Genomic DNA, 23117 nt, shown 5'->3' on the forward strand with positions numbered 1-23117 from the left:
AGGCAGCGGTCGCCGGTGAAGGAGCGGCGTCGGCACTAGCATCGCGGGCATGACGACGTCACCGCCCGCCGACGGCATCCGGCCCTTCCGGCTCAGCGTCCCGGAGAGCGATCTGGACGACCTCCACGACCGCCTCGACCGCACCCGCTGGCCGGACGAGCTGCCGGGCACGGGCTGGGACTACGGCGTTCCCGTCGACTACCTGCGCGAGCTCGTACGGTACTGGCGGCACGAGTACGACTGGCGGGCGGCCGAGGCGCTGCTCAACCGGTGGCCGCAGTTCACGACCACGATCGACGGGGCGAACGTGCACTTCGTCCACGTCCGCTCCCCGGAGCCGGACGCCACCGCACTGGTGGTCACGCACGGCTGGCCGGGATCGATCGTGGAGTTCCTCGACATCGTGGGCCCGCTCACGGACCCGGCCGCCCACGGCGGCGACCCGGCCGACGCCTTCCACGTCGTGCTGCCGACCATTCCGGGCTTCGGACTGTCCGGGCCCACCACCGAGCGGGGCTGGGAGGCGGGACGGGTCGCCGACGCGTGGGCCGAGCTGATGCGGCGGCTCGGCTACGAGCGGTTCGGCGCGCAGGGCGGCGACTGGGGCGCGATGATCTCCCGCGAGCTGGGCCGCGCCCACCCCGGCCGGGTGATCGGCGTGCACCTGAACCTGCTGCCGGGCGCACAGCAGTCCACCGAACCGACCGGGGAGGAGCTGGCCGGGCTCGGCTCGGAGGAGCGGGAGCGGACGCTCGCGTCGTGGCGGCGCTGGGAGGCCTGGCAGCGGGAGGGCACCGGCTACGCGATGCTGCACGCGACCCGCCCGCAGACCCTGGCGTACGCGCTGACCGACTCGCCGGTCGGCCAACTCGCCTGGATCGTCGAGAAGTTCCGCGAGTGGACGGACTCCGAGGAGCTGCCCGAGGACGCCGTCGACCGCGACCGGCTGCTCACCGACGTGATGCTGTACTGGCTGACCGGGACGGCCGGTTCGTCCGCGCGGATCTACTACGAACGGGCGCACGCCTCCGGCCGGGCCGCCGCGCCCGCCGAGCCGTCGACCGCGCCGACCGCGCTCGCCGTCTTCCCGGCCGAGCTGCAACTCCCGTTGCGGCACCGGGCGGAGCGCACCGAGAACATCGTGCGGTGGACGCGGTTCGACCGGGGCGGGCACTTCGCGGCGATGGAGGAGCCGGACCTGCTGGTCGCGGATGTGCGGGCGTTCTTCCGGCAGTTGCGCGAGAAGGGCTGACCGGCCGCTCTGCCGGTGGCGAATCTGCCACGGGCAGAGAAACCGCACACGGCGGTGGCTCCGGGCCGACAGTGGGGTCGACGGCATCCGTGCACGACAAGGAGATCCGATGACCCCACCGACCGCGCTCCTCTCCCCCGGCGCGCTCGCGCCGCGCGCCGAGGAGCACGACACCCCGCCCAGCCGGTTCGACGACGACCTCGCGGCCGGGCTGCTCGCCCAGCGGATCGTGTTCCTGGGCACCCAGGTCGACGAGGTGTCGGCCAACCGGGTGTGCGCCCAACTGCTGCTGTTGTCGGCCGAGGACCCGCACACCGACATCGCCCTGTACATCAACAGCCCCGGCGGATCCGTCACCGCCGGGCTGGCCGTCTACGACACGATGCGGCTCATCCCCAACGACGTCTCGACACTGGCGATGGGATTCGCCGCCAGCATGGGCCAGTTCCTGCTCGCGGTGGGTGCGCGCGGCAAGCGGTTCGCGCTGCCGAACGCGCGGATCATGATGCACCAGCCGTCGGCGGGCATCGGCGGCACCACCGCGGACATCGAGATCCAGGCGGAGAACCTGGAGCACACCAAGCGGACCATCGAGCGGATCACCGCCGAGCACACCGGGCAGAGCGAGGAGACGATCTCGCGGGACGGCGACCGGGACCGCTGGTTCACGGCCGAACAGGCCAGGGAGTACGGGATGGTGGACCGGGTGGTGGAGTCGCTCGCCGACATCCGCCCGGCCAACTCGCGCCGACGGATGGGGTTGTGACATGGGGTCGTACACGGTTCCGTACGTGGTCGAGCGGACCGCGCAGGGTGAGCGGTCCTACGACGTGTTCAGCAGGCTGCTGAACGAACGCATCGTCTTCCTCGGCACCGAGATCGACGACGGCGTCGCGGGCGTCGTCATCGCCCAGCTGCTCCACCTGGAGTCGGCGGCCCCGGACCAGGAGATCGCGATCTACCTCAACTCGCCCGGTGGATCGTTCACTTCGCTGATGGCCATCTACGACACGATGACGTTCGTGCAGGCGCCGATCTCCACGTTCTGCGTGGGGCAGGCGGCCTCGACGGCGGCGGTGCTGCTGGCGGGCGGGGACCCGGGGCGGCGGTTCGTGCTGGAGCACGCCCGGGTGCTGCTGGGGCAGCCGGCCTCCCGCGGCCGGCAGGGCACGGTCTCCGATCTGGCGGTCCAGGCCAGGGAGATGAGCCGCATCCGCTCCCAGGTCGAGGAGGTGCTGTCCCGGCACACCGGCCACGACGCGGCGACTCTGCGCGCGGACATGGACCGCGACAAGGTGTTCACCGCCGAGGAGGCGGTGGCGTACGGGCTGGCCGACGAGGTGCTGAGCCGGCGCCTCGCACGGGTCTGACCCGCGCGGCCAGGCGCCTCGCACGGGTCCGGCTCGCGGCTCCGAGGCGCCGGCCCGGGTACGGCCGTCAGGCGGCCAGGCACAGTCCGTCGTGACGGGGGGCGGACGGGCCGCGGCCGCGCACGGCGCCGCTTCGTGCGGTCCGCGCCAGCTCGTCCTGGGCGAGTGAGAGCAGGTCGCCGAGGCCGAAGCCGAGCGCCTGCGCCGCGGCCGCGAGGACCTCCGAGGAGGCCTCCTTGCGGCCGCGCTCGATCTCCGACAGATACGGCATCGAGATCCGCGCCGCGTCCGCGACGTCCTTGAGTGTGCGCTCCTGCGCCTGCCGCTCGCGGCGCAGGACGTCGCCGACGAGATCGCGCCAGAGAGGTTCCCTGGGCGCGGCCGCCGGAGTGCTGCCCTGGGCGGGACGTCCGGATGCCGGACGGGACGGCCCCGGGCGCGCGGCCGGCGGGCGCAGGGGGATGACGCGGGCTTGGTTCGGCGCTCGTTCGCTCATCCCCTCAGCGTAGGAGTCCCGGACGCGGGCGGAGGGGAGGGCGGTTGCGCCCTGGGTGAATTCGCGGCCGGAACTCCCCACCTCGTACCGGCGAATTCGCGCCGCCCGGCACACGAAGGGCATGTGCCGGGTCACTCCGGGTATCCGCAGCTCCAACGGCCCGGCAGGCAGGGAGCGGAGCACGACCCCCGAGGCCGGCGGCGCGCATACATTCCGGCGGGCCGGGTACACGGGGGTCGCGCAACCGCTCGGTGCCGCCGGCGCCGGAACAGACGTACGCAGGCCGACGAGGCAGAGGGCGAACCGTGACTTACGTGGGAGAGGCGATGGACACCACCGTGATCCGGTCCGGGGCAGCGGTCGAGGAGACCCGGGAGGCCGTGACGGGTGGCGAGCCGCTGCCGGGGGTGGCGGACCCGCGGTCGGTCGCTCCGCGTGACGCGCGCGAGCTGTCCCGCCACTTCTTCCGGCGTCTGACGGAACTCGACGAGGGCACGCACGAGTACCAGTACGCCCGCAACACACTCATCGAGATGAACATGTCGCTGGTGCGGTTCGCGGCCGGCCGGTTCCGCAACCGCGGCGACGACATGGAGGACATCGTCCAGACCGGGATGATAGGCCTGATCAAGGCCATCGACCGGTTCGAGCTGTCGCGCGAGGTGGAGTTCACCTCCTTCGCCCTGCCCTACATCGTCGGCGAGATCAAGCGGTTCTTCCGTGACACCACGTGGGCGGTGCACGTGCCGCGGCGGCTTCAGGAGCTGCGGGTGGAACTGGCCCGGGCGCGCGAGGAGCTGTCCAGCCGCCTGGACCGGGACCCGACGGTGGCCGAACTCGCCACGCTCATGAACATCTCCGAGGACCAGGTGGTCGAGGCCCAGATCGCCTCCAACGGCTACAACTCCGCGTCGCTGGACGCCGCTCTCACCGGTGAAGGACCCGAGGACGGCGAGGCGGTGCTCGCCGACTTCATCGGCGTGGAGGAGGACGGGATCAGGCTGGTCGAGGACTTCCACTCCCTCGCGCCGCTGGTGGCCGGGCTCAGTGAACGCGACCGGCAGATCATCCATCTGCGGTTCGTGGAGGAGGCCACCCAGGCGGAGATCGGCGAACGGCTCGGCTGCTCGCAGATGCACGTCTCCCGGCTGATCAAGCGGATCATCACCCGGCTGCGCCAGGGCATGCTCGGCGAACTGGGCTGCGCCTGACGCCTCCTGCCGTGGGCTGCGCCTGACGCCTCCTGCCGGACCCCCGCCAGACCCTGGGGGCCGCCCGCGCGGGCCGCGCGCCGGTCACTCCCCGCCGAGCTCGACCAGCGCGCGGACCCGCTTGCCCACCGGGACGCGTTCCACGGTCACTTCCTGCGCCAGCGCGTGCACGATCTCCAGGCCGTGCCGGCCCACGCGCCGCGGATCCCGGGGGAAGCGCCGGGGCAGTACGGCGCTGCTGTCGTACACACACACGTTCACCGCGTTGTCCGTACCCTCCAGTTCCAGGATGTACGGCCCGTCGCTGTGCCGGTCGGCGTTGGTGACCAGTTCGCTGACCACCAGCAGGAGCGCGTCGCCGCAACGGCGGCCGATCTCGGCGCACCACTCGGTCCTGAGCTGGTCCAGGAAGTGCGCGGCGAAGGAACGCGCCTCGGCGATGCAACCCGGTTCGCCGGTGTAGTGCGTCGCCCGCCGGAGCGGTTCCACGGGAACGTCGAAGCCAGTCGCTATCACTGCCCCGTCCAGATGGTCGGTCATGCGTGTCTCTCTCGGAAGCCGGCCAGGCCGGACACTGCTGCATGTGTGCTGTTACCCCGAGCCGCGCCCGGCAGTCCCCGCCCGCCGGCGGACGCGGACGGACCTTCCGGCAGGCGCGGCGCCGGGGCCCTGCATAGCGTTGCGGTGTGAGCCCCGTGAGCCCCCCGGTCCCGTCGGCGGCCCGCCACGGCTGGGCACAGGCCCTGGCCACAGTACTGGCCGCGGTGGTGGGCATGGGTGTGGTCGCCGCGCTCGGGCTGTGGGCGGCCGGTGCGGCGAGCCTCCCCGACAACGCCTTCCCCCGGGTGGTCGCCGCGACCCTGGTGACGGCGGTCGGCGGCAGCGTGGAGCTGTCGGGCGACGCGGGCGACCTCGCCCGGACCCACGCGGGCATCACGGTGATGCCGCTGTCGGTCACGCTGGCCGGCGCGCTCGTCGTCGCCGCGGGCTTTCTGCGGCCGCTGCGGCATCGTGCGGTGGCCGGGACGCGGGAACTGGCCGGGTGGGCCGCCCGGATCGCCGTCCTGTGGCTGCTCGCCCTGATCGGTCTGGCGCTGGGCGCCCGGCAGACCTTCGCCATCGACCTGGGCGACGGGGTGCTCGGCGTCATCGGCGGCCTGTTCGGCGCCGCGCCGGAGGTCGGCTTCGCCGCGCAGGTGCCGCTGACCGTGGTCTTCGGGCTGCTGTGGCTGGCGGGCGTGCTGGTGCTGGCCCTGCTGGTGGCACCCGGGGCACCGTTGCCGTCGCGGCTGCTGCGATGGCGGGAGCCGGTGCGTCCGGCGGCGTACGCCATGGTGGCCCTGCTGCTCGCGTGCGTGGCTGTGGGACTGGTCGTCGCGCTCGTGACGGCGGCCACCCGCGGGCGCCCGGCGGAGCACTTCGCCGTGATCCTGCTCGGGTTGCCGAACGTGGTCTGGCCGGTGTTCACCATCGGCCTGGGGGCCACCTGGGACGGCCGGGTGGACGGCCCGTTCGGGCTGCCAATGCCGCACCTGCTCGACGAGGTGCTGCGCACTCCGGACGTCTCCACGCTCAACCTGGGCACGCTCGCCGAGCACGACGGGCGGGTGTGGTGGCTGGTGGCCGTGGACGCGGTGCTGCTGCTGGGTGCCGCGTTCCTGATGGCGGCGCGTTCCCCGGCCGGGACGCCGGCCTGGCGGCACGCCCTGCGCATGGCCGTCGCCCTGGTGCTGACGGTCCTGACGATCTGTGCCGTGGGCCGGATCTCCGCGCACTACGGTCTGTCGCTCCTCGGCATCGGCGAGGTGGGCGGCAACCTCTCGGGAGAGCTGCTGCTGCGTCCCCGGTTCTGGAGCGCGCTGGGTCTCGCCGCCCTGTGGGGTCTGGTCACGGGCTTCCTGGGGGCTCTGCCGGCGCACCGGTCACGTCACCGGGCGGTCAGGCCATCGGCATGACGAGCGCGGGCAGGGTCCGGTGCATGCGCAGGGCGTCCACCGACTCGGCGAGCAGTTCGTACTCCGTGGTCTCGTCGCCGGCGGCGATCCGCACCAGCCTTCCCTCGGTCAACTCGTCGGCCGCGATCTCCTGTTGAGCCGCGTCGGCGCACCAGGCCCGCAGGATGCCGGGGACGTCGGGCACGGACTCCGGCACCGGGACCAGAGCGCCCGGCGGGACATGGGGGGTGTCGGGGCCGGGGTCGAGCCGCTCGGCGATCCAGGAGGCGCGGTCGCGCAGCCACCACAGGGCCAGCGCCAGGGTGGGCGCCCGGTAGGTGCCGAGCGGTACGCCGATGCGGCGGCCGTCGCACACCCCGTACGCGGTGACATGGCACAGGAATTCGTCGTGCACTGCTCCTCCCCCGTAGCGTCGCCGGCCGGCCGGCCCGCCTCGCCCTGCGTGCGGCTTTTATGCGGTGAAGTGCCCCTGAATTCGAGTATGTTCACTACTGAACCACTGTCACCACGACTTTCCAGCCAGTCTCCTGGCATATTCATCACGCCAGGTGGCCGAAAGCGCGACAGTCCGTGACCACGCGGGCATGACCCGCGCGGTGATCGACCCCGGCGACACCCGCGCGGCAGGGCGGTCCCATCGGGTCGCCGATCACCGGCACCCGGGCTCCGACCAGCGTTGACGACCTCGATGGAGGCTGATTCAGCATGTCCGCGCGGTCCGACCGGTACACGATCGCCGTCACCTCACCCGCTGCTTCGAGGCCTGGAACGCGCCGGACGCCCAGGCCCGGGCGAAGGCGGCTGGCCGACGCCTGGACCCCGGACGGCAGCCGCACCGCTCCTCCCCCAAGCTCGTCGAGCAGGGGGGACCCCAGCCGACGCCGGCGGCCACGAGGAGATCGCCGCCGTCATCACCGCCGCCCGCGAGCAGTTCACCGAGTTCGCCTTCCGGCTCACCGGCGCCGTCGACGGGCACCACGACACGGCACGCTTCTCCTCGGAGCTGGTGAGCGAGGCCGGGGGTACCCCTCCGGGGGAGGCTCCGCGCCGGTCGCCGGGTCCGACGTGGTCACCCTGGACGGCGACGGCAGGATCCGGACCGTCCTCGGCTTCGTCGGCCGGGTACCCGCCGGGGCATGAGGCGACCGGGTGCCCGCCCGGGCATGAGGGCCGGCCCCGGCGGAGCGTCCGCCGGGGCCGGTACGAGCGCGCTTCCGGCCCGTGTCGTGGGCCGGAGGTGTCCTACGGCGCGACGACCGCGTCGATGCGGGCCAGCTCCTCCGCGTCGAAGTCCAGGGACCGCGTCGCGGCGACGCTGTCCTCCAGCTGCCGCGGGCTGCTCGCGCCGACCAGGGCCGAGGTGACCCGTCCGCCGCGCAGCACCCAGGCCAGCGCCATCTGCGCCAGGGACTGCCCACGGGACTTGGCGATCTCGTCCAGCGCGCGCAGCCTGCCCACCAGTTCGCCGGTCAGCGCGGCGGAGTCGAGGAAGGGGCTGTCGCTCGCCGCCCGGGAGTCCTCGGGGATGCCGTCGAGGTAACGGGCGGTGAGTAGGCCCTGCTCCAGCGGGGAGTAGGCGATGGAGCCGACCTGGAGCTCGTCCAGGGTGTCCAGGAGGCCCTCGTCCTCGGGGCGCCGGTCGAGCATCGAGTAGCGGGGCTGGTGGATCAGCAGCGGGGTCCCCAGTTCGCCCAGGATCCGGGCGGCCTCACGGGTCTGCTCCGGGGAGTAGTTGGAGACGCCGACGTAGAGCGCCTTGCCCTGCTGGACCGCCGAGTGCAGGGCACCCATGGTCTCCTCCAGCGGGGTGTCCGGGTCGGGGCGGTGCGAGTAGAAGATGTCGACGTACTCCAGGCCCATCCGCTTCAGGCTCTGGTCGAGCGAGGACAGCAGGTACTTGCGGGAACCCCATTCGCCGTACGGTCCGGGCCACATCAGGTAGCCGGCCTTGGTGGAGATCACCAGCTCGTCGCGGTACGGCACGAAGTCGGCGCGGAGCGCGTCGCCGAGGGCGGACTCGGCGGCGCCGGGCGGCGGGCCGTAGTTGTTGGCCAGGTCGAAGTGGGTGACGCCGAGGTCGAAGGCACGGCGCAGGATGGCGCGCTGGGTGTCGACCGGGCGGTCCGGGCCGAAGTTGTGCCACAGGCCGAGCGACAGCGCGGGGAGCTTCAGGCCACTGCGTCCGGTGCGCCGGTAGGGCATGTCCGCGTAACGGTCGGGGTGGGCGGTGAACAACGCGACTCCATCAGGGTTGGCACGGGGGTGAACGGTTCCGGCGGAACCGGTGTCCCCACTCTCGCGCGCCCCGTGGGCAGCGGTCCAACAGGAGAATCCGATGGGATTCAACGGTTAGGCTGCTCAATCATGGAACTGCGTCATCTCCAGCACTTCGTCGCGGTCGCCGAGGACCGGCACTTCACGCGGGCGGCGGAACGCCTCATGGTCTCCCAGTCGGGGCTCTCGGCGTCGATCCGGGCGCTGGAGCGGGAGTTGCAGACCTCCCTGTTCGTGCGCACCACGCGCCGGGTGACGCTCACGGAGGCCGGACGTGCGCTGCTCGGCGAGGCGCAGCGGATCCAGGCACAGGTGCGGGCGGCGCACGAGGCGGTGGCGGCGGTGCAGGGCGTGCTGCGCGGCACGCTCTCGCTGGGCACCGAGCAGTGCATCGCCGGGGTGCACGTGGCCGGGCTGCTCGCCGCGTTCCGGCGGCGGCATCCGGATGTGGAGATACGGCTGCGGCAAACGGGTTCGGGAGCGCTGGCGGAGGAGGTCGCGGCCGGCCGGCTCGACCTGGCGTTCGCCTACCGGACCCGCGCGGACACCGACCAGTTGCGCTCGGTGTCCCTGGCCGGCGAGCCGATGACGGTGCTGTGCCACCCGGGGCACTGGCTCGCGTCGGCCGAGGCCGTCCTGACGCCGCGGGACCTGGACGGCGAGGTCTTCGTCGACTTCCACCCGGACTGGGGGCCGCGCCGCACCACCGACGCCGCCTTCGCCGCCGCGGGCGTCCGGCGCACGGTGGCCCTGGAGGTCAACGACGTGCACAGCCTGCTCGACCTGGTCGACGAGAACCTGGGCATCGCCGTCGTCCCCCGGCACTTCCGGCACAAGCGGCCCTCGCTCACCGCGGTGCCGCTCAAGGGCGCCGCGGAGACGGAGTACGAGACCGTCGCCCTGCTGCCGTCCGAACAGGCCACCAGTCCGGCGGCCCGCGCCCTGATCACCCTGCTCGGACCGGAAGAGCCCGGCACCGTCTGACGGAGACCGTGTTCCGGACGCGGGACGGGGAGTGATGCGCCAAGGTGGGCGTATGCATGCGAAGGACATCCTCATCGAGGGCTACGGCCGCATCCGGGAAGAGGTCCATGCCGTCGTCAGCGGCCTGCCGGCCGCATGGCTCAACGCCCGTCCCGCCGCCGACGCCAACTCCGTGACCTGGCTCGTCTGGCACCTCGCGCGCGTGCAGGACGACCATGTCGCCGACGCCTTCGGTCTCGACCAGGTGTGGCTGGCGCGGGACTGGCAGAAGCGCTTCGGGCTCCCCCTGAACCGCCGCGACACCGGCTACGGGCACAGTCCGGCGCAGGTCGCGGAGGTACGGGTCGACTCCGGTCGGCTGCTGACCGGCTACTACGACGCCGTGCACGAGCAGACCCTGACGGCCCTGCGCCAAGTGACCGCCAAGGACCTGGAAAGCGTCGTCGACGAGGGCTGGGACCCCCCGGTCACGCTGGGCGTGCGCCTGGTAAGCGTCCTGTCCGACGATCTCCAGCACGCCGGACAGGCCGCCTACGTCAGGGGGCTGCTTCAGAGCGCGGACTCGTAGCCCGGCAGCACCACGTCGCGGATCAGGCTCACCCGCTCGTCGAAGGGGATGAACGCGCTCTTGACGGCGTTGACCGTGACCGTGCGCAGGTCCTCGACCGTCCAGCCCGCCTGCTCGACCAGCAGCGACATCTCGCGGGTCATCGTGGTGCCGGACACCAGGCGGTTGTCGGTGTTGAGGGTGACCCGGAAGCCGAGGTCCTTCAGCGCGGTGATGGGGTGCTCGGCGATCGAGGTGGCGGCGCCGGTCTGGAGGTTGGAGGTCGGGCACATCTCCAGGGCGATCCGGCGGTCGCGCACCCAGTCGGCGAGCCGCCCCAGCTTGCCGTCGACGATGTCCTCGGTGATGCGCACGCCGTGCCCGATGCGCAGGGCGCCGCACACCTGGAGGGCCTGGTGGATGCTGGGCAGGCCGTGCGCCTCGCCGGCGTGGATGGTGAACGGCACGCTCTCGCGGCGCAGATGCTCGAACGCGTCCAGGTGGTCGGCGGGCGGGAAGCCGTCCTCGGCGCCGGCGATGTCGAAGCCGACGACACCGGCGTCGCGGTGGGCGACGGCCAGGTCGGCGATCTCCCGGGTGCGGTCGAACATCCGCATGCCGCACAGCAGCGTGCCGACCCGGACGGGCGTGCCCTGGGCCGCCGCCTTGGCCATGCCCGCCGCGAGGCCCTCCTGGACGGTCTCCACGACCTCGGTGAGGGTCAGCCCGCCGTTGACCATCAGTTCGGGGGCGTAGCGGACCTCGCCGTAGACGACGCCGTCCTCGGCCAGGTCCAGGACGTACTCCTCGGCGGTGCGCAGCAGGCCCTCTCGGGTCTGCATCACGGCGAGGGTGTGCTCGAAGGTGGCTATGTAGCGGACCAGGTCGCCGGAGTTGGCCGCGTCGTAGTACCAGGCGGCGAGCTCGGCCGGGTCGGTGGTGGGCAGGGTGTGGCCGACCGCGTCCGCGAGTTCCACGACGGTGGCGGGGCGCAGGCCGCCGTCGAGGTGGTCGTGCAGCACGGCCTTGGGGAGCCGGCGGAGGGTGTCGGTGTCGATGCGGGGCGCGGTCATGGGGCGTTTCCTAGGGCAGTCGAGCGGTGGTGGTGTTCGGCGGGTCAGCCGGCGTCGGGGGCGGGCTGGAGCAGGTCCCAGCGGTTGCCGTACAGGTCCTCGAAGACGGCGACCGTGCCGTACGGCTCCCGGCGCGGCTCCTCCAGGAAGGTCACGCCCGCCGCCCGCATCCGGGCGTGGTCGCGGGCGAAGTCGCCGGTGTGCAGGAAGAACCCGACGCGTCCGCCGGTCTGGTCGCCCACCCGGGCGCGCTGGGGCCCGGTCCGGGCGCGGGCCAGCAGCAGCGCGGTCCCGGTCCCGTCGCCCGGTTCGACGACGACCCAGCGGGAGCCGTCCGGGCGCGGGGCGTCCTCGGCGAGACGGAAGCCGAGCGCTCCGGTGTAGAAGCGGATCGCCTCGTCGTAGTCGTCGACGACGAGGGTGATCAGGGCGATGCGTCTCACTGGGGCCTTTCGGAACGGGCGATCGTCGGGTGAGGTTATACGTAAAACCTCACCCGCGCCAGTCATCTCGGGGACCGGTCGGCAGGGGCTCAGCGGGAGGTGTCGCCCTGGGCGACCTCGACCCGGTGATGGAAGTCGATCATGCCGGTCGCCGAGGCGGCGAAGGAGACCGCGGCGCAGGCCATCAGCAGCGCGGCGATCCGGGTCGCGGCGCGGCGCGTGACGTGCGGGGCGGCCAGGAGGGCCTTGACGCGGTGCGGGACCGGGCCGGAGGTGGCGGCGGGGGCGAACTCCGGGCGCACGGAGCGGGCCTCCTGTCCGGCCAGGGCGGCGCGCGCGATGGCACGGGCGGTCAGTCGGCGGTCGCCGACGGCCGCGGCCGCGGCCTCGTCGGCGGCGCGCTCGGCCGCGAGGCGGATCGCCCCGCGGACGCGTCGCAGCGCGGGATGGCAGTGGGCGGCGAGCTCGGCGGCGGCCAGGAAGTAGTGGTGGCCGCCCCGATTGTGGGCCCGCTCGTGGGCGAAGAGCGCCTCACGCTCGGCCGCGTCGAGGCTGCGGAGCATCGCGGTGGTGACGACGATGCGGTGCGGACGGCCGGGCAGCGCGTAGGCGTCCGGGTGCGGGGAGTCCACCACGCACAGGTCGCCGGCGGCGGGCCTGCGGCCGGCCTCCGTGTGCGCGCTGCGGAAGGCGCGGAACTCCCTGAGCGCGGCGCGCCCGAGCGTCCACGCGCACACGGCGAGCACCCCGACGGAGATCGCGGCCGCCGGGACGACCACCAGGTCGGAGGCGGTGGGCAGCGGGTGGACGAGTTCGCCCAGCGCCGCGACGAGGGGCAGCTTGAGCAGGCCGGTGAGGACGAAGGCGCCGAGCGCGGCGAGGGAGCAGCCGGCGAGCACGACCGCGAAGAGGGTGATCATCCACAGCGCGGTGACGGGGGCGAGGCGGTCGAGCGCGCGCCGGGCCAGCGCCGGCGCGGCGAACGGCAGCAGCAGGGGCAGGAGCAGGAGCAGGGCCGCGGTCATCGCTCACCTGGTTCGAGCAGGTCGCGCAGGACGCGCTCGTCGTCGGGACTGAGCTGGGCGACGAAGCGGGCGAGGACCGTCTCGCGGTCGGTGTCGCGGTCGAGCTCGGAGTGCATGCGGCGGGCGGTCAGCCCGTGCGCGTCCTGGACCGGGTAGTACGCGTACCCGCGCCCCTGGCGGCGGCGGTCGACCACGCCCTTGTCGTGCAGCCGGGTCAGGATGGTGGTGACCGTGGTGCGGGCCAGGCCGGCGCCGAGGCCCAGCTGGACCTGGCCGGGGGTCCGGGGCGCGCCGGCCGCCCACAGGACGGCCATGACGCTGGCTTCGAGCTCGCCGGCCGGCCTGCGTTCGTCCTTGTCGTCGTCGGTCATGGGTATTTCCTCACCCCGTCGTCGCCCACAGTCATAGATCGTCTACATGATTGTAGTCAGTCTGGCGCCGTGATCCGCTCGCGGCCTCGCCGCCCGCCCATTATGGAAGGAGCCGCCGGGAACGGCCGCGGGGATGCGCGCACCCGCGCCCCGGTGCGCTCCGGCGGCCCGCCGCGCGACCGGACCGCCGGCACCAGCGTACGAAGGGGCGCGAACCGGACCGTGAACGGCGGGCGGAATCGGCACGGCGAACGCGGTAAGGATCCGGGGAGGCCCTCCGTCACCCCCGGCGGGGCCCGATCCACACCCCGGCAAGGAGTTGAGCGCCATGTCCGAGCGGCCCAGGCCCGCCGAGACGCCCGCCCGGCAGAACGTCACCTTCCCGAGCGCGGGAGCCACCGCGCACGGCTACCTCGCGCTGCCCCCGTCGGGAAGCGGTCCGGGCGTCCTCGTCATCCAGGAGTGGTGGGGGCTGACGGACCACATCGCCGACGTGGCCGACCGGCTCGCCGCCGAGGGCTTCGTCGCCCTGGCACCCGACCTGTACGGCGGCAGCGTGGCGCACGACGCCGACGAGGCCCTGCGGATGATGAAGGCCCTGCCGGTCGCCCGCGGTGTCGAACTGCTCTCCGGCGCCGTCGGCCACCTGCTGTCCCTGCCCGAGGTCACCTCCGGCACGGTCGGCGCGGTCGGCTTCTGCATGGGCGGCGGGTTCGTGCTGTACCTCGCGGCGGTCGAGCCGCGGGTGAGCGCGGCCGTGCCGTTCTACGGCGTCGTCCGCGGCGAGCTGCCCGACTTCTCCGGGCTGCGCGCCCAGCTCCTCGGCCACTACGGGGAGCAGGACCGGAGCATCCCGCCGGAGCAGGTGGAGGAGCTGGGCGAGACGATCCGGCGGCAGTCGGGCGTCACCGCGGACTTCCGCCTCTACCCGGCCGGCCACGCCTTCTTCAACGACCGCCGCCCCAGCCACGACCCAGGATCGGCGGATCGCGCCTGGCAGAGCACCGTGGCGTTCCTGCACCGGCAGCTGGACTGACCGGGACCGGATGCCGGGACCGGCGGGCGCGGGAGAACGCTCAGTCGGTCCCGGCGTGCAGCGCGTCGAGACGGGCCATCTCCTCGTCGGTGAGGCGAAGGGCGCCCGCGGCCACGTTCTCCACGAGGTGGTCGGGGTTGCCGGTGCCGGGGATGGCCAGTACGTGCGGGCCCTGCTGGAGGGTCCAGGCGATCCGGACCTGTGCGGGTGTCGCGTCGTGGGCCTTCGCGACGGCCGCGACCTCCTCGTCGTGCGCACCGTCCGCCGCCCCCTGGGAGCCGCCTTCGCCCGCGATGGCGAAGAACGGCACGAAGGCGATGCCCTCCTCGCCGCAGACCCGCAGCAGTTCGTCGGTACCGGGATCGTGGAGATCGAGCCCGAAGCGGTTCTGCACGCACACCACCGGCGCGATGGCCCGGGCCTCTTCGAGGTGGCGCGGCTCCACGTCGGAGACGCCGAGGTGGCGGATCAGGCCCTCCTCGCGCAGTTCGGCGAGCGCGCCGAAGTGCTCGGCGATGGAGTCCTGCCCCATCCGGCGCAGGTTCACCACGTCCAGGTGGTCGCGGCCGAGCTGACGCAGGTTCTCCTCGACGTGGCCGCGCAGGTCGTCGGGGCGCGCGGACGGACCCCACTCCCCCGAGCAGTTCCGGAACGGACCGACCTTCGTGACGACGACCAGGCCGTCCGGGTACGGGGACAGGGCGCTGTTGATCAGCTCGTTGGCGGAGCGCCGGGCGGAGAAGTAGAAGGCCGCCGTGTCGATGTGGTTCACGCCGAGCTCGACCGCGCGGCGCAGGACGGCGATCGAACGGGTCCGGTCGCTCGGCGTGCCGAGATGGAAGGCGGCGCTGCCCGTCAGCCGCATCGCGCCGAGGCCGATGCGGTGGACGGGCAGGTCGCCGAGTTCCCAGGTGCCCGCGGCGTCCGCGGTGATCGTTTCGGAGGTCATCGGCGGAGTCTCGCACACCCGCGTGCCGCGGTCCCGTGCGCCGTACGGGCGGATGTCAGGGATATGTGTGGGTGTTCAGCGCGTCGACGGCGGACGCCGGGTTGCCCAGGTCGTAGCGGTCCACGGCGAGGAAGTTGGGCTTCTTGCGTGCGGCGGGCTCGCAGAACCGCTGGGCGCGGTCGGCGAGTTTGGTGTTGTCGGTCTGTGCCGTGGCGGCGATCGTGCTGTCGCGGAAGTGGTTCATCACGAACAGCGGCCGGAAGCCCGGTTCGGTGTGCGTCAGCGGGATGTTGAGGTCGGCACCGTACCAGCGGCTGTGGCAGGACCAGTCGGACGCGCCGAGGCCCGGCCCCATCGACCAGTGGTTCTCGACCGTCCACTCGCGCTGGTACATCACGCCGAAGCCGTCCCGGGCCAGGCCCGCGGCCTCGTCGGCGGAGCGGCTGTGGTCGGTGAGGATCAGCAGCCGGTCGTTCGCCGCGATCAGATCGGTCATCCTGGGCCAGCCGCCGTTGCGCACTCCGGTCCGGTCGGGCCGGTAGAGCACGTCGGACAGGCCCCGGACGCGGGCGAGTTCGGCGCGCAGGACGCCCGGATCGACGTAGTCCTCCAGGAACACGGTGACGAACTGGTCGGGGTGCGCCTCCAGGAAGTCCACCATGCGCTGGAGGTCCACCCACAGGGCGACCGGCCTGCTGACCAGGGTGCAGCTGTTGTGGCAGAGGATCGCGCCGTCCGGGGTCTGGTGGATGTCCAGCATGAACCCCCGTACTCCGTCGGCGAGTTGCTGGTTGATGCCACGGCTCTGGTTGGGGAAGAGGTTGACGAACGGCGGGGCGAAGCCGCCGTCGACTCCGTTGGCGTAGGCGTTGTGGGCGGTGAGGAAGGTGACCTGATCGAGGGTGCGCCGGTCCGCCGGCGGCATGGGCCGGGTGTTCGGTGTCACCGGGGTGAGGTACCAGCGGGCCGGATCGCCCGCGGACCCGATGGCCAACGGGGCCGGGTAGTTGGCGCCGGACGGCTTGGCGGCGACGGTCAAATAGCGTTCGGTGCCGGGTGACTTGAGCGTGTACTGGTCGTCCCCGGCCGGTGCGATCTCCCAGGCCGCCTCCGTGTCGGTACAGGCGACGGTGCGCGCCTGGTCGCCCGAACGGCCGAGGCAGGTCCCGGTCAGATCGGCGTTCTCCAGGACGTACGACGGCCCGTTCGCCCTCAGGTTCCACTGCTGGTGGTCCTCGTCGCCCCTGGGGTTGTGCTGTTCCACGGCGCCGGCACCGGCGGCCGCCGCGGCCAGACCGGTCGTGACGCTCTGGACGTAGTACGCCCCGGCGGCCGGAGCCTGTGCCGTGGCGCTCGCTGGAACGGGGGGCGCCACGGCGGCGGCGAGCGCCGCGGTCGTGGCGAGCAGCGCGTGGGGGGTGCGCATGGCGGTGTGCCCTTCGTCCGGACGGTGGCCGTACCCCGGGGGAGCGCCCCGGCGGCCGAGGACACCGTCGGCCAGGATGGTCAGGTGCATGACACCACGCGCGGCGGCCGGACGTCAGCGGAACCGGTCGGCATCCGGCGCGACGTCGAGGGCCCGTCGAGCACGGCCGCACCCCCGCGAGGCCGGACGGAGCCGGTCCTCGTGCGCATGCGCCGGTGGTACCGGGCACGGTGTGGGGGGCGGCCGCGGTGGGGGGTTGGGGGCACTCAACCGCAAGGGCCTGTACCAGTCAAGGGTATAGACCAGTCAAATCCCTTGCTCCGGCGGGCCGGAGACGGCGCGGCCGTACTCGGCGCCGGCCTCGACGACGCATGCGCCGGGCATCAGTCCCCGGCCGGATGCAGGAACGGCCGCACCTCGATGGGGAGGGTGGTGGCCAGTCCTGCCTTCCGGCCCCATTCCAGGGCCGCGTCCAGGTCGGGCGCCTTGATGAGGCACAGGCCGCCCAGGTACTCGTCACCCTGGGTGTAGGGGCCGTCGGTGACCCGCACCTCACCGCCCCGGGGACGCAGGACGACGGCGGTCTCCGGGCCGTGCAGCCCGCCGGCGAAGACCCAGGCGCCCGCCTCGCGCAGCTCCTGGTGGAAGCCCTCGACGTCGCGCATGATCCGCGCGAGCGCCTCGGCCGAGGGCGGCTCGCCCTCGGCCGGCTGGATCACGCTGAGCAGGTAGTACTTCATGACGTTCTCCTTGGCGTCGTGCCGTCGTCCCACCTCGTACACGAACGGCGGGCCACCGCACCGGCACCTCGCCCGACGGCCTCGGCGGAATCCTTTCCCCGGCCATCGCGGTGCGGCAGCCCCGGCCACGCGATCGGCCCACGGAAAGCACCGGACACGCATCCGCGAGAGCCGTCCCGGTGGAAGTCATGTGGAGGTGATCCGGAGCGTCACAAGGCACTGACACACGAGGGACGGAGACCGATGAACGGTGAGGACACGGGCGACGGGCCGCGCTGCCTGGTGACGGGCGCCACGGGGTACATCGGCGGCCGGCTGGTCCCCGAGCTGCTCGACGCCGGCCACCGGGTGCGCTGCCTGGCCCGCTCCCCCGGCAAGCTGCGCGACCATCCGTGGGCGGCTCGCACGGAGGTGGTGCGCGGGGACGTCACCGACCCGGAGTCGGTCGCCGCGGCCCTGCGGGACGTCGACGTCGCCTACTACCTGGTGCACGCCCTCGGCACCGGCAAGAACTTCGAGGAGACCGACCGCCGGGCCGCGCGTGTCTTCGGGGAACGGGCCCGGGCCGCGGGCGTGCGGCGCGTCGTCTACCTCGGCGGCCTGACCCCCACGGGCGTGCCGCGGCGGGAGCTGTCCCCGCATCTGCGCTCCCGTGCGGAGGTCGGCCGCATCCTGCTGGCCTCGGGTGTGCCGACCACCGTCCTGCGCGCCGCCGTCATCATCGGCTCCGGCTCCGCCTCCTTCGAGATGCTGCGCTACCTCACCGAGCGCCTGCCCGTGATGGTCACCCCCAGCTGGGTGGGCACCCGCATCCAGCCGATCGCCGTGCGCGACGTGCTGCGCATCCTGGTGGGCAGCGCGCGGATGCCCGCCGACGTGAACCGGGCCTTCGACATCGGCGGGCCGGACGTCCTGACGTACCGGGACATGATGCTGCGGTACGCGGCGGTGGCGGGCCTGCCCCGCCGGGTCATCGTCCCCGTCCCGGTGCTCACCCCCCGTCTGTCCAGTCACTGGATCGGCCTGGTCACCCCCGTACCGGCGGCCATCGCGCGGCCGCTCGCCGAGTCGCTGCGCCACGAGGTGGTCTGCCGCGAACACGACATCCTGCGGTACGTGCCCGACCCTCCCGGGCATCCGATCGGCTTCGACGAGGCGGTGCGGCTGGCCCTGCGCCGGGTCCGCGACGCGCAGGTGACGACCCGGTGGTCGTCCGCCTCGGTGCCCGGCGCGCCCAGCGATCCCCTGCCCACCGACCCCGACTGGGCCGGCGGCAGTCTCTACACGGACCGGCGGGAACGCACGGTGGACGCCCCGCCCGAGGCCCTGTGGCGGGTCGTCGAGGGCATCGGCGGCGACCACGGCTGGTACTCCTTCCCCCTCGCCTGGGCACTGCGCGGCGGCCTCGACCGGCTGGCGGGCGGTGTCGGGCTGCGCCGCGGCCGCCGTGACGCGCAGCGGCTGCGGGCCGGGGACTCGCTCGACTTCTGGCGCGTGGAGGAGATCGAGCCGGGACGGCTGCTCCGGCTGCGGGCCGAGATGCGGCTGCCGGGGCTGGCCTGGCTGGAGATGGGCGTCGGCACCGACGCCCGGGGCCGCACGCTGTACCGCCAGCGCGCGGTGTTCTATCCGCACGGGCTGCTGGGGCACGCCTACTGGTGGAGTGTCTCGCCCTTCCACGCGCTCGTGTTCGGCGGGATGGCCCGCAACATCGCCGGCGCGGCGGCCGAGCAGGCCCGGCTCACCCGGGCGGGGGAACGCACCTCCGTGCGCTGACCCCCGCATCCGCCGGACGCCCCGCGCCCGAAACGATCCGAGCGATCCGGAGCGATCCGTCCGGCCTTCCCGTCCCCTCCACGGAGACCCCACATGAACGTCTCGGTCGTCCTGTTCACCGCCGACCTGCGGGTGCACGACCACCCGCCGCTGCGCGCCGCCCTCGACGGCTCCCGGCACGTCGTCCCGCTGTTCGTCCGCGACCGGGCCGTGGACGCGGCCGGCTTCGCCGCCCCGAACCGGCTGGCGTTCCTCGCCGACTGCCTCCACGGCCTCGACGCGGAACTGCGCCGGCGCGGCGGCCGGCTGGTCGTCCGCGGCGGCGACCTCGTGGACCAGGTGTGCGAGGTGGCCCGCGAGGCGGACGCCGACGAGGTCCACATGGCGTCCGACGTCAGCGGCTTCGCCCACCGCCGCGAGGAGCGCCTGCGGCGCGCGTTGGAGGCGGACGGACGCCGGCTGCACGTGCACGACACAGTGACCACGGCGGTCACGCCCGGCGCGCTGACACCGTCCTCCTCGGACCACTTCGCCGTCTTCACTCCCTACTTCCGGCAGTGGTCGGCACAGCGCCTGCGCGCTCCGCTCGGCGCCCCCCGCACCGTCCGCGTGCCGGACGGCGTCGCCTCCGAGGAGCTGCCTTCCCGGCCGGCCGCCGCGGACCTGTCGGCGGGACTGGCGCCGGGCGGCGAGGCGGAGGGCCGCAAGCGGTTGGCGGCCTGGCTGCGCTCCGGCGTCGGCGCCTACGAGGAGCGCCACGACGACCTGGCCGGCGACGCCACGTCCCGGCTCTCCCCGCACCTGCATTTCGGCACCCTCTCCCCGGTCGAGCTCGTGCAGCGGGCGCGCGGCGCGGGCGGTCCGGGCGCGGAGGCCTTCGTACGGCAGGTCGCCTGGCGCGACTTCCACCGCCAGGTGCTGGCGGCGCGGCCCGCCGCGGCGAGCGCCGACTACCGCACGAAGCACGACCGGTGGCGGTCCGAGCGGTCCGCGCGCGAGGACGTCGAGGCGTGGCGGGAGGGCCGCACCGGCTACCCGATCGTCGACGCGGCCATGCGCCAGCTGCTGCACGAGGGCTGGATGCACAACCGGGGCCGCCTGCTGACCGCGAGCTTCCTCACCAAGACCCTGTACGTCGACTGGCGGGTGGGCGCGCGGCACTTCCTGCGGTACCTGGTCGACGGCGACATCGCCAACAACCAGCTCAACTGGCAGTGGATGGCGGGCACCGGCACGGACACCCGGCCCAGCCGGGTGCTCAACCCCGTCACCCAGGCCAAGCGGTACGACCCCGACGGCACGTACGTACGCCGCTGGGTTCCCGAACTCGCCGGACTGGACGGGCCGGCCGTGCACGAGCCGTGGAAGCTCCGGGGTCCGGCGCGGGCCGCCCTCGACTACCCGGACCCGGTCGTGGAACTGTCCGAGGGGCTGGCCCGCTTCAAGCGTGCCCGCGGACGCGAGTGAGGATCCGCGGGCCCCCCGAAAACGACGCAGCATCGATGCAAGTTGAGAACGACGCGCCGGGGATCACACGATGGCGGCACGGGGGCGAGCCCCGGGAACCGTCACAGGAGCCGTCGTCATGACACCGCATCCGACCTCCGTCCCGACCGGCACCGCGCGTCCCGCTGCCGCTGCCGCGTCGGCTTCCGCTTGCCCTTGCCCTTGCCCTTGCGCTGCGGACCGTCTCGCGGAAGTGTCCGCGCGGGAGCCCGACGAGGAGCTCGCGCGCGGCCTGGTGGCGGGCGACGACGCCTGCCTGGCCGCCGCCTACCACCGCTGGTCGGCCCTGGTCCACACGCTGGCCTGGCGGTCCCTGGGGGACCCCAAGGAGGCGGAGGACGTGACCCAGCAGGTCTTCCTCGGTGTCTGGCGGGGCAGGCACGGCTACCGGCCCGAACGCGGCCCGCTCGCCGGGTGGATCGTCGGCATCACCCGGCGCAGGATCGCCGACGCGCTGTCCGCCCGGACCCGTCGCGGGGAGCTGGTCGCGGCCGCCGGGGCGGCCCTGGGCACCGCCGATCCGTCCTGCGGCCGGCCGGAGGCCGCCCTGGACCGCGTGCTGGTCCGGTACGAGCTGGACCGACTCCCGACCGCTCAGCGGCGCGTGCTGCGCCTGGCCTTCTTCGAGGACCTGACCCAGACGCAGATCGCGGCGCGCACGGGCTGGCCGCTGGGCACCGTCAAGAGTCACGCCCGCCGGGGCCTGCACCAGTTGCGCCGCCGCCTGGAGCAGCAGGCGTGCGGTGAGGACCGGCATGCGATGCACGAACGGTGCGAGAAGTCCGGTCCGGTCCGCAAGTGAGCGGACCGGCTCTCCCCGGGTCAGTGACCGGGCACCAGCCAGGGGTCCTGGGGAAGCGGACTGCCGGTCTCCACGAGGGACTTGAGATTGGACAGGACCGCCGGCCAGCCGCCCGAGACGTCGGCGAGTTCGCCCTCGTCGTTGAGGTCCTCGTGGGTGACGGTGAGGCGGACGATGTCCCCGTGCGGCCGGATGTCGAAGGTGACCCGGGAGTGCCTGTCCGGCCGCTCCGCGTCCTCGGGCGCGGCCCAGGTCGTCACCAGGCGGGTGGGGCGGTCGGCCTCGACCACCGTGCCGACCACGTCGGCGACGCCCGAACCGTCGGTGCGGACATGCTCCCAGCGGGAGCCGGGCCGCCAGTCCGAGACATTGCTGTGGCCCCAGTACACGGCGGTCAGATCGGCGTCCGTGAGGGCGTCCCAGGCCGTTTCGGGCGTGCTCTCCATATAGATGACGTACACATAGCTCGGCGGGTCGGCCATGGCTTCCTCGGCTCATCGCTTCACGGCGCCCAACACCCTCGGACGCGGGCGCTCGAACTTGTCGATCCACCGCTCCTGGATCCCGTGGAGCGGGACCGGATCGAGGTAGTGCAGCTTCTCCCGCCCCCCTGCGGGTCTCGTCGGCGAGTGCCTTGGAGACCCTGTCCATCCCCGAGTCACCCGCGTGATCCCCCACTCCAGTTGCGCAGGCAGTCACCTGCACGTCAAGCCGGGGCGGTGGAACCGATCGGTGTGGCTCCGGTTCCAGCGGGCATTCGAAGGGCGCGGGGGTCACGAAGCAGAGGGGCGGAAGATGGAGATCACGGGCATCATCAGTGCCATCGTCATCGGCTTGATCATCGGTGTCCTGGGACGGCTCGTCGTTCCCGGCCGCCAGCACATAGGCGTTCTCTGGACGATCCTCATCGGCATCGTGGCCGCCCTGGTCGGCGCGGCGATCGCCTCCGCGCTCGGTGTCGCCGACACCAAGGGGGTCGACTGGATCGAGTGGCTCATCCAGATCGCCCTCGCCGCGGTGGGTGTCACCGCGCTGGACCGGGCGAAGGCGGGTCACCGCTGAGCCGGCGACCCCGCTCGGACCGGGAGACGGCTCACGGCTCGTACACGTACGGCGTCGTGGTGGTCAGCGCGACGAAGCCGAGGCGTTCGAGGATGGGGCGGCTCTGGCTGGAGGCGTCGACCTGGAGGTAGCGGTAGCCGCGGTCGGCGGCGGCACGGGCGCGGTGGGCGACGAGGGCGCGATAGATGCCGCGGCCCCGCCAGCCCTCCGCGGTACCGCCGCCCCACAGGCCCGCGAACGGTGTCCCGGGCACCAGCTCCATGCGCGCCGCGCTCACCGGCACGTCACCGGCGAGGGCGACGACGGCGACGAGCGTGTCCGGCTCGGCGGCGAGCCGGTCGAGGAGGCGGTGGCGCAGACGGGAGCCGTCCGTACCGAACGCCTGCTCGTGCACGCCGACCAGCAGGTCGACACCCGCCTCGTCGGTGACCGTGCGCAGGCGAACGCCCTCGGGCGGCTCGCCGTCGAGGTGCAGATCGGCGATCTCGCCGACCATCAGCGTCTCCCGCGGCTCGGGGGCGAAGCCGGCGGCCAGCAGACGCCGCCCGAGGTCCGCGGGGCAATCGTGCCCGTACACCTTCCACTCGAAGGCGAGGCCGGACTCACCGTAGCGGGCCGTCTGCTCGGCGATCGCGGCGTCCACGGAGGCCGCGTCGAGGTCCGACCACAGCACGCCGTTCCAGTCCTGCTCCGAGCCGACCTGGCGCACCACCTTCCCGGCGCGCTCCACGCGCATGCCGGGGCCGTCGGGGCGAGCGCCCTCGCGCAGGTCCCGGTCGTACAGGGCGAGTACCGCAGCGTGATCCATACCCCGACTGG

At 73.3% G+C, this 23117-nt stretch carries 24 protein-coding genes and 2 pseudogenes; 13 read left to right on the plus strand and 13 right to left on the minus strand.

Annotated features, from left to right (window positions below; all coding sequences use genetic code 11):
• The first annotated feature begins 49 nt into the window (after nt 1-49).
• From ACIQMV_RS28355 to ACIQMV_RS28365, 3 genes are all read left to right on the plus strand, one after another.
• A complete protein-coding gene (locus ACIQMV_RS28355; RefSeq protein ID WP_402596203.1) occupies nt 50-1252 on the plus strand; it encodes an epoxide hydrolase family protein in 1203 nt (400 codons plus the stop codon).
• Nucleotides 1253-1361: 109 nt separating this feature from the next.
• The gene (locus ACIQMV_RS28360) at nt 1362-2018 is read left to right on the plus strand and encodes a ClpP family protease (protein WP_281155923.1); all 657 of its coding nucleotides are present in this window, start codon (nt 1362-1364) and stop codon (nt 2016-2018) included.
• A gap of 1 nt (nt 2019) precedes the next feature.
• Entirely contained in the window at nt 2020-2622 is a 603-nt protein-coding gene (locus ACIQMV_RS28365) for a ClpP family protease (protein WP_402596204.1), read from the plus strand.
• A gap of 67 nt (nt 2623-2689) precedes the next feature.
• On the opposite strand, the gene ACIQMV_RS28370 is transcribed toward ACIQMV_RS28365, so the two are convergent.
• Entirely contained in the window at nt 2690-3118 is a 429-nt protein-coding gene (locus ACIQMV_RS28370) for a helix-turn-helix domain-containing protein (RefSeq protein WP_402596205.1), read from the minus strand.
• Between the two features lie 326 nt (nt 3119-3444).
• Between ACIQMV_RS28370 and ACIQMV_RS28375 the strand changes: the two genes are divergently transcribed.
• Nucleotides 3445-4329 carry an RNA polymerase sigma factor SigF gene (locus tag ACIQMV_RS28375; RefSeq protein WP_402596206.1) on the plus strand — a complete coding sequence of 295 codons (885 nt, stop codon included), beginning with the start codon at nt 3445-3447 and terminating at the stop codon, nt 4327-4329.
• Nucleotides 4330-4413: 84 nt separating this feature from the next.
• Here the strand turns inward: ACIQMV_RS28375 and ACIQMV_RS28380 are convergent, their stop codons facing one another.
• Nucleotides 4414-4869 carry an ATP-binding protein gene (locus ACIQMV_RS28380; RefSeq protein WP_402596207.1) on the minus strand — a complete coding sequence of 152 codons (456 nt, stop codon included), beginning with the start codon at nt 4867-4869 and terminating at the stop codon, nt 4414-4416.
• A 233-nt stretch (nt 4870-5102) separates the two neighbouring features.
• On the opposite strand from ACIQMV_RS28380, the gene ACIQMV_RS28385 reads away from it, so the two are divergent.
• Nucleotides 5103-6284, plus strand: a complete 1182-nt coding sequence (locus ACIQMV_RS28385) for a streptophobe family protein (protein ID WP_253266470.1) — start codon at nt 5103-5105, stop codon at nt 6282-6284.
• On the opposite strand, the gene ACIQMV_RS28390 is transcribed toward ACIQMV_RS28385, so the two are convergent.
• The gene (locus ACIQMV_RS28390) at nt 6268-6678 is read right to left on the minus strand and encodes a hypothetical protein (RefSeq protein ID WP_401774327.1); all 411 of its coding nucleotides are present in this window, start codon (nt 6676-6678) and stop codon (nt 6268-6270) included. The two genes, ACIQMV_RS28385 and ACIQMV_RS28390, sit on opposite strands and share 17 nt — an antisense overlap.
• A gap of 304 nt (nt 6679-6982) precedes the next feature.
• Here ACIQMV_RS28390 and ACIQMV_RS28395 point away from each other — a divergent pair.
• Nucleotides 6983-7424: pseudogene (locus ACIQMV_RS28395) on the plus strand (nuclear transport factor 2 family protein).
• Between the two features lie 102 nt (nt 7425-7526).
• On the opposite strand, the gene mgrA reads toward ACIQMV_RS28395, so the two are convergent.
• Nucleotides 7527-8519, minus strand: coding sequence for an L-glyceraldehyde 3-phosphate reductase (gene mgrA, locus ACIQMV_RS28400; protein WP_141364387.1), 993 nt, complete (start codon nt 8517-8519; stop codon nt 7527-7529).
• Nucleotides 8520-8648: 129 nt separating this feature from the next.
• On the opposite strand from mgrA, the gene ACIQMV_RS28405 reads away from it, so the two are divergent.
• Both ACIQMV_RS28405 and ACIQMV_RS28410 read left to right on the plus strand, forming a co-directional pair.
• The gene (locus ACIQMV_RS28405) at nt 8649-9542 is read left to right on the plus strand and encodes a LysR substrate-binding domain-containing protein (RefSeq protein WP_402596208.1); all 894 of its coding nucleotides are present in this window, start codon (nt 8649-8651) and stop codon (nt 9540-9542) included.
• A gap of 52 nt (nt 9543-9594) precedes the next feature.
• On the plus strand, nt 9595-10110 hold the full coding sequence (locus ACIQMV_RS28410) for a DinB family protein (RefSeq protein WP_402596209.1): 516 nt from the start codon (nt 9595-9597) through the stop codon (nt 10108-10110).
• On the opposite strand, the gene ACIQMV_RS28415 is transcribed toward ACIQMV_RS28410, so the two are convergent.
• The 4 genes from ACIQMV_RS28415 to ACIQMV_RS28430 form a co-directional block, all read right to left on the minus strand.
• Complete coding sequence (locus ACIQMV_RS28415) at nt 10092-11162, minus strand: adenosine deaminase (RefSeq protein WP_402596210.1); 1071 nt, start codon at nt 11160-11162, stop codon at nt 10092-10094. The two genes, ACIQMV_RS28410 and ACIQMV_RS28415, sit on opposite strands and share 19 nt — an antisense overlap.
• Nucleotides 11163-11206: 44 nt before the next feature.
• Nucleotides 11207-11605: a VOC family protein gene (locus ACIQMV_RS28420; protein WP_402596211.1), complete on the minus strand. Its 399-nt coding sequence runs from the start codon at nt 11603-11605 to the stop codon at nt 11207-11209.
• Between the two features lie 89 nt (nt 11606-11694).
• A complete protein-coding gene (locus tag ACIQMV_RS28425) occupies nt 11695-12630 on the minus strand; it encodes a M48 family metalloprotease (protein ID WP_141364377.1) in 936 nt (311 codons plus the stop codon).
• Nucleotides 12627-13001 (minus strand): BlaI/MecI/CopY family transcriptional regulator, encoded by a 375-nt coding sequence (locus ACIQMV_RS28430; RefSeq protein WP_141364375.1) that lies wholly within the window; start codon nt 12999-13001, stop codon nt 12627-12629. The genes ACIQMV_RS28425 and ACIQMV_RS28430 overlap by 4 nt, the downstream gene beginning before the upstream one ends.
• A gap of 328 nt (nt 13002-13329) precedes the next feature.
• Here ACIQMV_RS28430 and ACIQMV_RS28435 point away from each other — a divergent pair, with 328 nt between their 5' ends.
• Complete coding sequence (locus ACIQMV_RS28435) at nt 13330-14037, plus strand: dienelactone hydrolase family protein (RefSeq protein WP_402596212.1); 708 nt, start codon at nt 13330-13332, stop codon at nt 14035-14037.
• Between the two features lie 40 nt (nt 14038-14077).
• On the opposite strand, the gene ACIQMV_RS28440 is transcribed toward ACIQMV_RS28435, so the two are convergent.
• The 3 genes from ACIQMV_RS28440 to ACIQMV_RS28450 all read right to left on the minus strand — a co-directional run bounded on the left by ACIQMV_RS28440 (nt 14078) and on the right by ACIQMV_RS28450 (nt 17152).
• Nucleotides 14078-14986 carry an oxidoreductase gene (locus ACIQMV_RS28440; RefSeq protein ID WP_398228475.1) on the minus strand — a complete coding sequence of 303 codons (909 nt, stop codon included), beginning with the start codon at nt 14984-14986 and terminating at the stop codon, nt 14078-14080.
• A gap of 55 nt (nt 14987-15041) precedes the next feature.
• Nucleotides 15042-16412, minus strand: a complete 1371-nt coding sequence (locus ACIQMV_RS28445) for an RICIN domain-containing protein (RefSeq protein ID WP_402596244.1) — start codon at nt 16410-16412, stop codon at nt 15042-15044.
• Nucleotides 16413-16795: 383 nt separating this feature from the next.
• Nucleotides 16796-17152 (minus strand): YciI family protein, encoded by a 357-nt coding sequence (locus ACIQMV_RS28450; RefSeq protein ID WP_402596213.1) that lies wholly within the window; start codon nt 17150-17152, stop codon nt 16796-16798.
• Between the two features lie 243 nt (nt 17153-17395).
• Between ACIQMV_RS28450 and ACIQMV_RS28455 the strand changes: the two genes are divergently transcribed.
• The 3 genes from ACIQMV_RS28455 (at nt 17396) to ACIQMV_RS28465 (ending at nt 21236) form a co-directional block, all read left to right on the plus strand.
• A complete protein-coding gene (locus tag ACIQMV_RS28455) occupies nt 17396-18928 on the plus strand; it encodes an SDR family oxidoreductase (protein WP_402596214.1) in 1533 nt (510 codons plus the stop codon).
• 93 nt (nt 18929-19021) lie between these two features.
• Nucleotides 19022-20395, plus strand: coding sequence for a cryptochrome/photolyase family protein (locus tag ACIQMV_RS28460; protein WP_402596215.1), 1374 nt, complete (start codon nt 19022-19024; stop codon nt 20393-20395).
• Between the two features lie 232 nt (nt 20396-20627).
• A complete protein-coding gene (locus tag ACIQMV_RS28465) occupies nt 20628-21236 on the plus strand; it encodes a sigma-70 family RNA polymerase sigma factor (protein WP_402596216.1) in 609 nt (202 codons plus the stop codon).
• Between the two features lie 20 nt (nt 21237-21256).
• Here ACIQMV_RS28465 and ACIQMV_RS28470 read toward each other — a convergent pair.
• Nucleotides 21257-21844, minus strand: a pseudogene (locus tag ACIQMV_RS28470) (SRPBCC family protein); the annotation flags it as partial.
• A gap of 187 nt (nt 21845-22031) precedes the next feature.
• Here ACIQMV_RS28470 and ACIQMV_RS28475 point away from each other — a divergent pair.
• The gene (locus ACIQMV_RS28475) at nt 22032-22298 is read left to right on the plus strand and encodes a GlsB/YeaQ/YmgE family stress response membrane protein (protein WP_141364363.1); all 267 of its coding nucleotides are present in this window, start codon (nt 22032-22034) and stop codon (nt 22296-22298) included.
• Nucleotides 22299-22329: 31 nt separating this feature from the next.
• Here ACIQMV_RS28475 and ACIQMV_RS28480 read toward each other — a convergent pair whose 3' ends face one another.
• Nucleotides 22330-23106 carry a GNAT family N-acetyltransferase gene (locus tag ACIQMV_RS28480; RefSeq protein ID WP_402596217.1) on the minus strand — a complete coding sequence of 259 codons (777 nt, stop codon included), beginning with the start codon at nt 23104-23106 and terminating at the stop codon, nt 22330-22332.
• Nucleotides 23107-23117: the final 11 nt, after the last annotated feature.

This window comes from Streptomyces sp. NPDC091412 (genome assembly GCF_044756885.1).
In the GTDB taxonomy this organism is placed as follows: domain Bacteria; phylum Actinomycetota; class Actinomycetes; order Streptomycetales; family Streptomycetaceae; genus Streptomyces.

Coding starts and splice junctions, on each gene's coding strand:
- ACIQMV_RS28405 (WP_402596208.1), top strand. CDS start 8,649: ATGGAACTGCGTCATCTCCAGCACTTCGTCGCGGTCGCCGAGGACCGG.
- ACIQMV_RS28435 (WP_402596212.1), top strand. CDS start 13,330: ATGTCCGAGCGGCCCAGGCCCGCCGAGACGCCCGCCCGGCAGAACGTC.
- ACIQMV_RS28355 (WP_402596203.1), top strand. CDS start 50: ATGACGACGTCACCGCCCGCCGACGGCATCCGGCCCTTCCGGCTCAGC.
- ACIQMV_RS28425 (WP_141364377.1), bottom strand. CDS start 12,630: ATGACCGCGGCCCTGCTCCTGCTCCTGCCCCTGCTGCTGCCGTTCGCC.
- ACIQMV_RS28385 (WP_253266470.1), top strand. CDS start 5,103: ATGGGTGTGGTCGCCGCGCTCGGGCTGTGGGCGGCCGGTGCGGCGAGC.
- ACIQMV_RS28460 (WP_402596215.1), top strand. CDS start 19,022: ATGAACGTCTCGGTCGTCCTGTTCACCGCCGACCTGCGGGTGCACGAC.
- ACIQMV_RS28415 (WP_402596210.1), bottom strand. CDS start 11,162: ATGACCGCGCCCCGCATCGACACCGACACCCTCCGCCGGCTCCCCAAG.
- ACIQMV_RS28445 (WP_402596244.1), bottom strand. CDS start 16,412: ATGCGCACCCCCCACGCGCTGCTCGCCACGACCGCGGCGCTCGCCGCC.
- ACIQMV_RS28430 (WP_141364375.1), bottom strand. CDS start 13,001: ATGACCGACGACGACAAGGACGAACGCAGGCCGGCCGGCGAGCTCGAA.
- ACIQMV_RS28410 (WP_402596209.1), top strand. CDS start 9,595: ATGCATGCGAAGGACATCCTCATCGAGGGCTACGGCCGCATCCGGGAA.
- ACIQMV_RS28370 (WP_402596205.1), bottom strand. CDS start 3,118: ATGAGCGAACGAGCGCCGAACCAAGCCCGCGTCATCCCCCTGCGCCCG.
- ACIQMV_RS28475 (WP_141364363.1), top strand. CDS start 22,032: ATGGAGATCACGGGCATCATCAGTGCCATCGTCATCGGCTTGATCATC.
- ACIQMV_RS28375 (WP_402596206.1), top strand. CDS start 3,445: ATGGACACCACCGTGATCCGGTCCGGGGCAGCGGTCGAGGAGACCCGG.
- ACIQMV_RS28365 (WP_402596204.1), top strand. CDS start 2,020: ATGGGGTCGTACACGGTTCCGTACGTGGTCGAGCGGACCGCGCAGGGT.
- ACIQMV_RS28480 (WP_402596217.1), bottom strand. CDS start 23,106: ATGGATCACGCTGCGGTACTCGCCCTGTACGACCGGGACCTGCGCGAG.
- ACIQMV_RS28455 (WP_402596214.1), top strand. CDS start 17,396: ATGAACGGTGAGGACACGGGCGACGGGCCGCGCTGCCTGGTGACGGGC.
- ACIQMV_RS28450 (WP_402596213.1), bottom strand. CDS start 17,152: ATGAAGTACTACCTGCTCAGCGTGATCCAGCCGGCCGAGGGCGAGCCG.
- ACIQMV_RS28360 (WP_281155923.1), top strand. CDS start 1,362: ATGACCCCACCGACCGCGCTCCTCTCCCCCGGCGCGCTCGCGCCGCGC.
- ACIQMV_RS28440 (WP_398228475.1), bottom strand. CDS start 14,986: ATGACCTCCGAAACGATCACCGCGGACGCCGCGGGCACCTGGGAACTC.
- ACIQMV_RS28380 (WP_402596207.1), bottom strand. CDS start 4,869: ATGACCGACCATCTGGACGGGGCAGTGATAGCGACTGGCTTCGACGTT.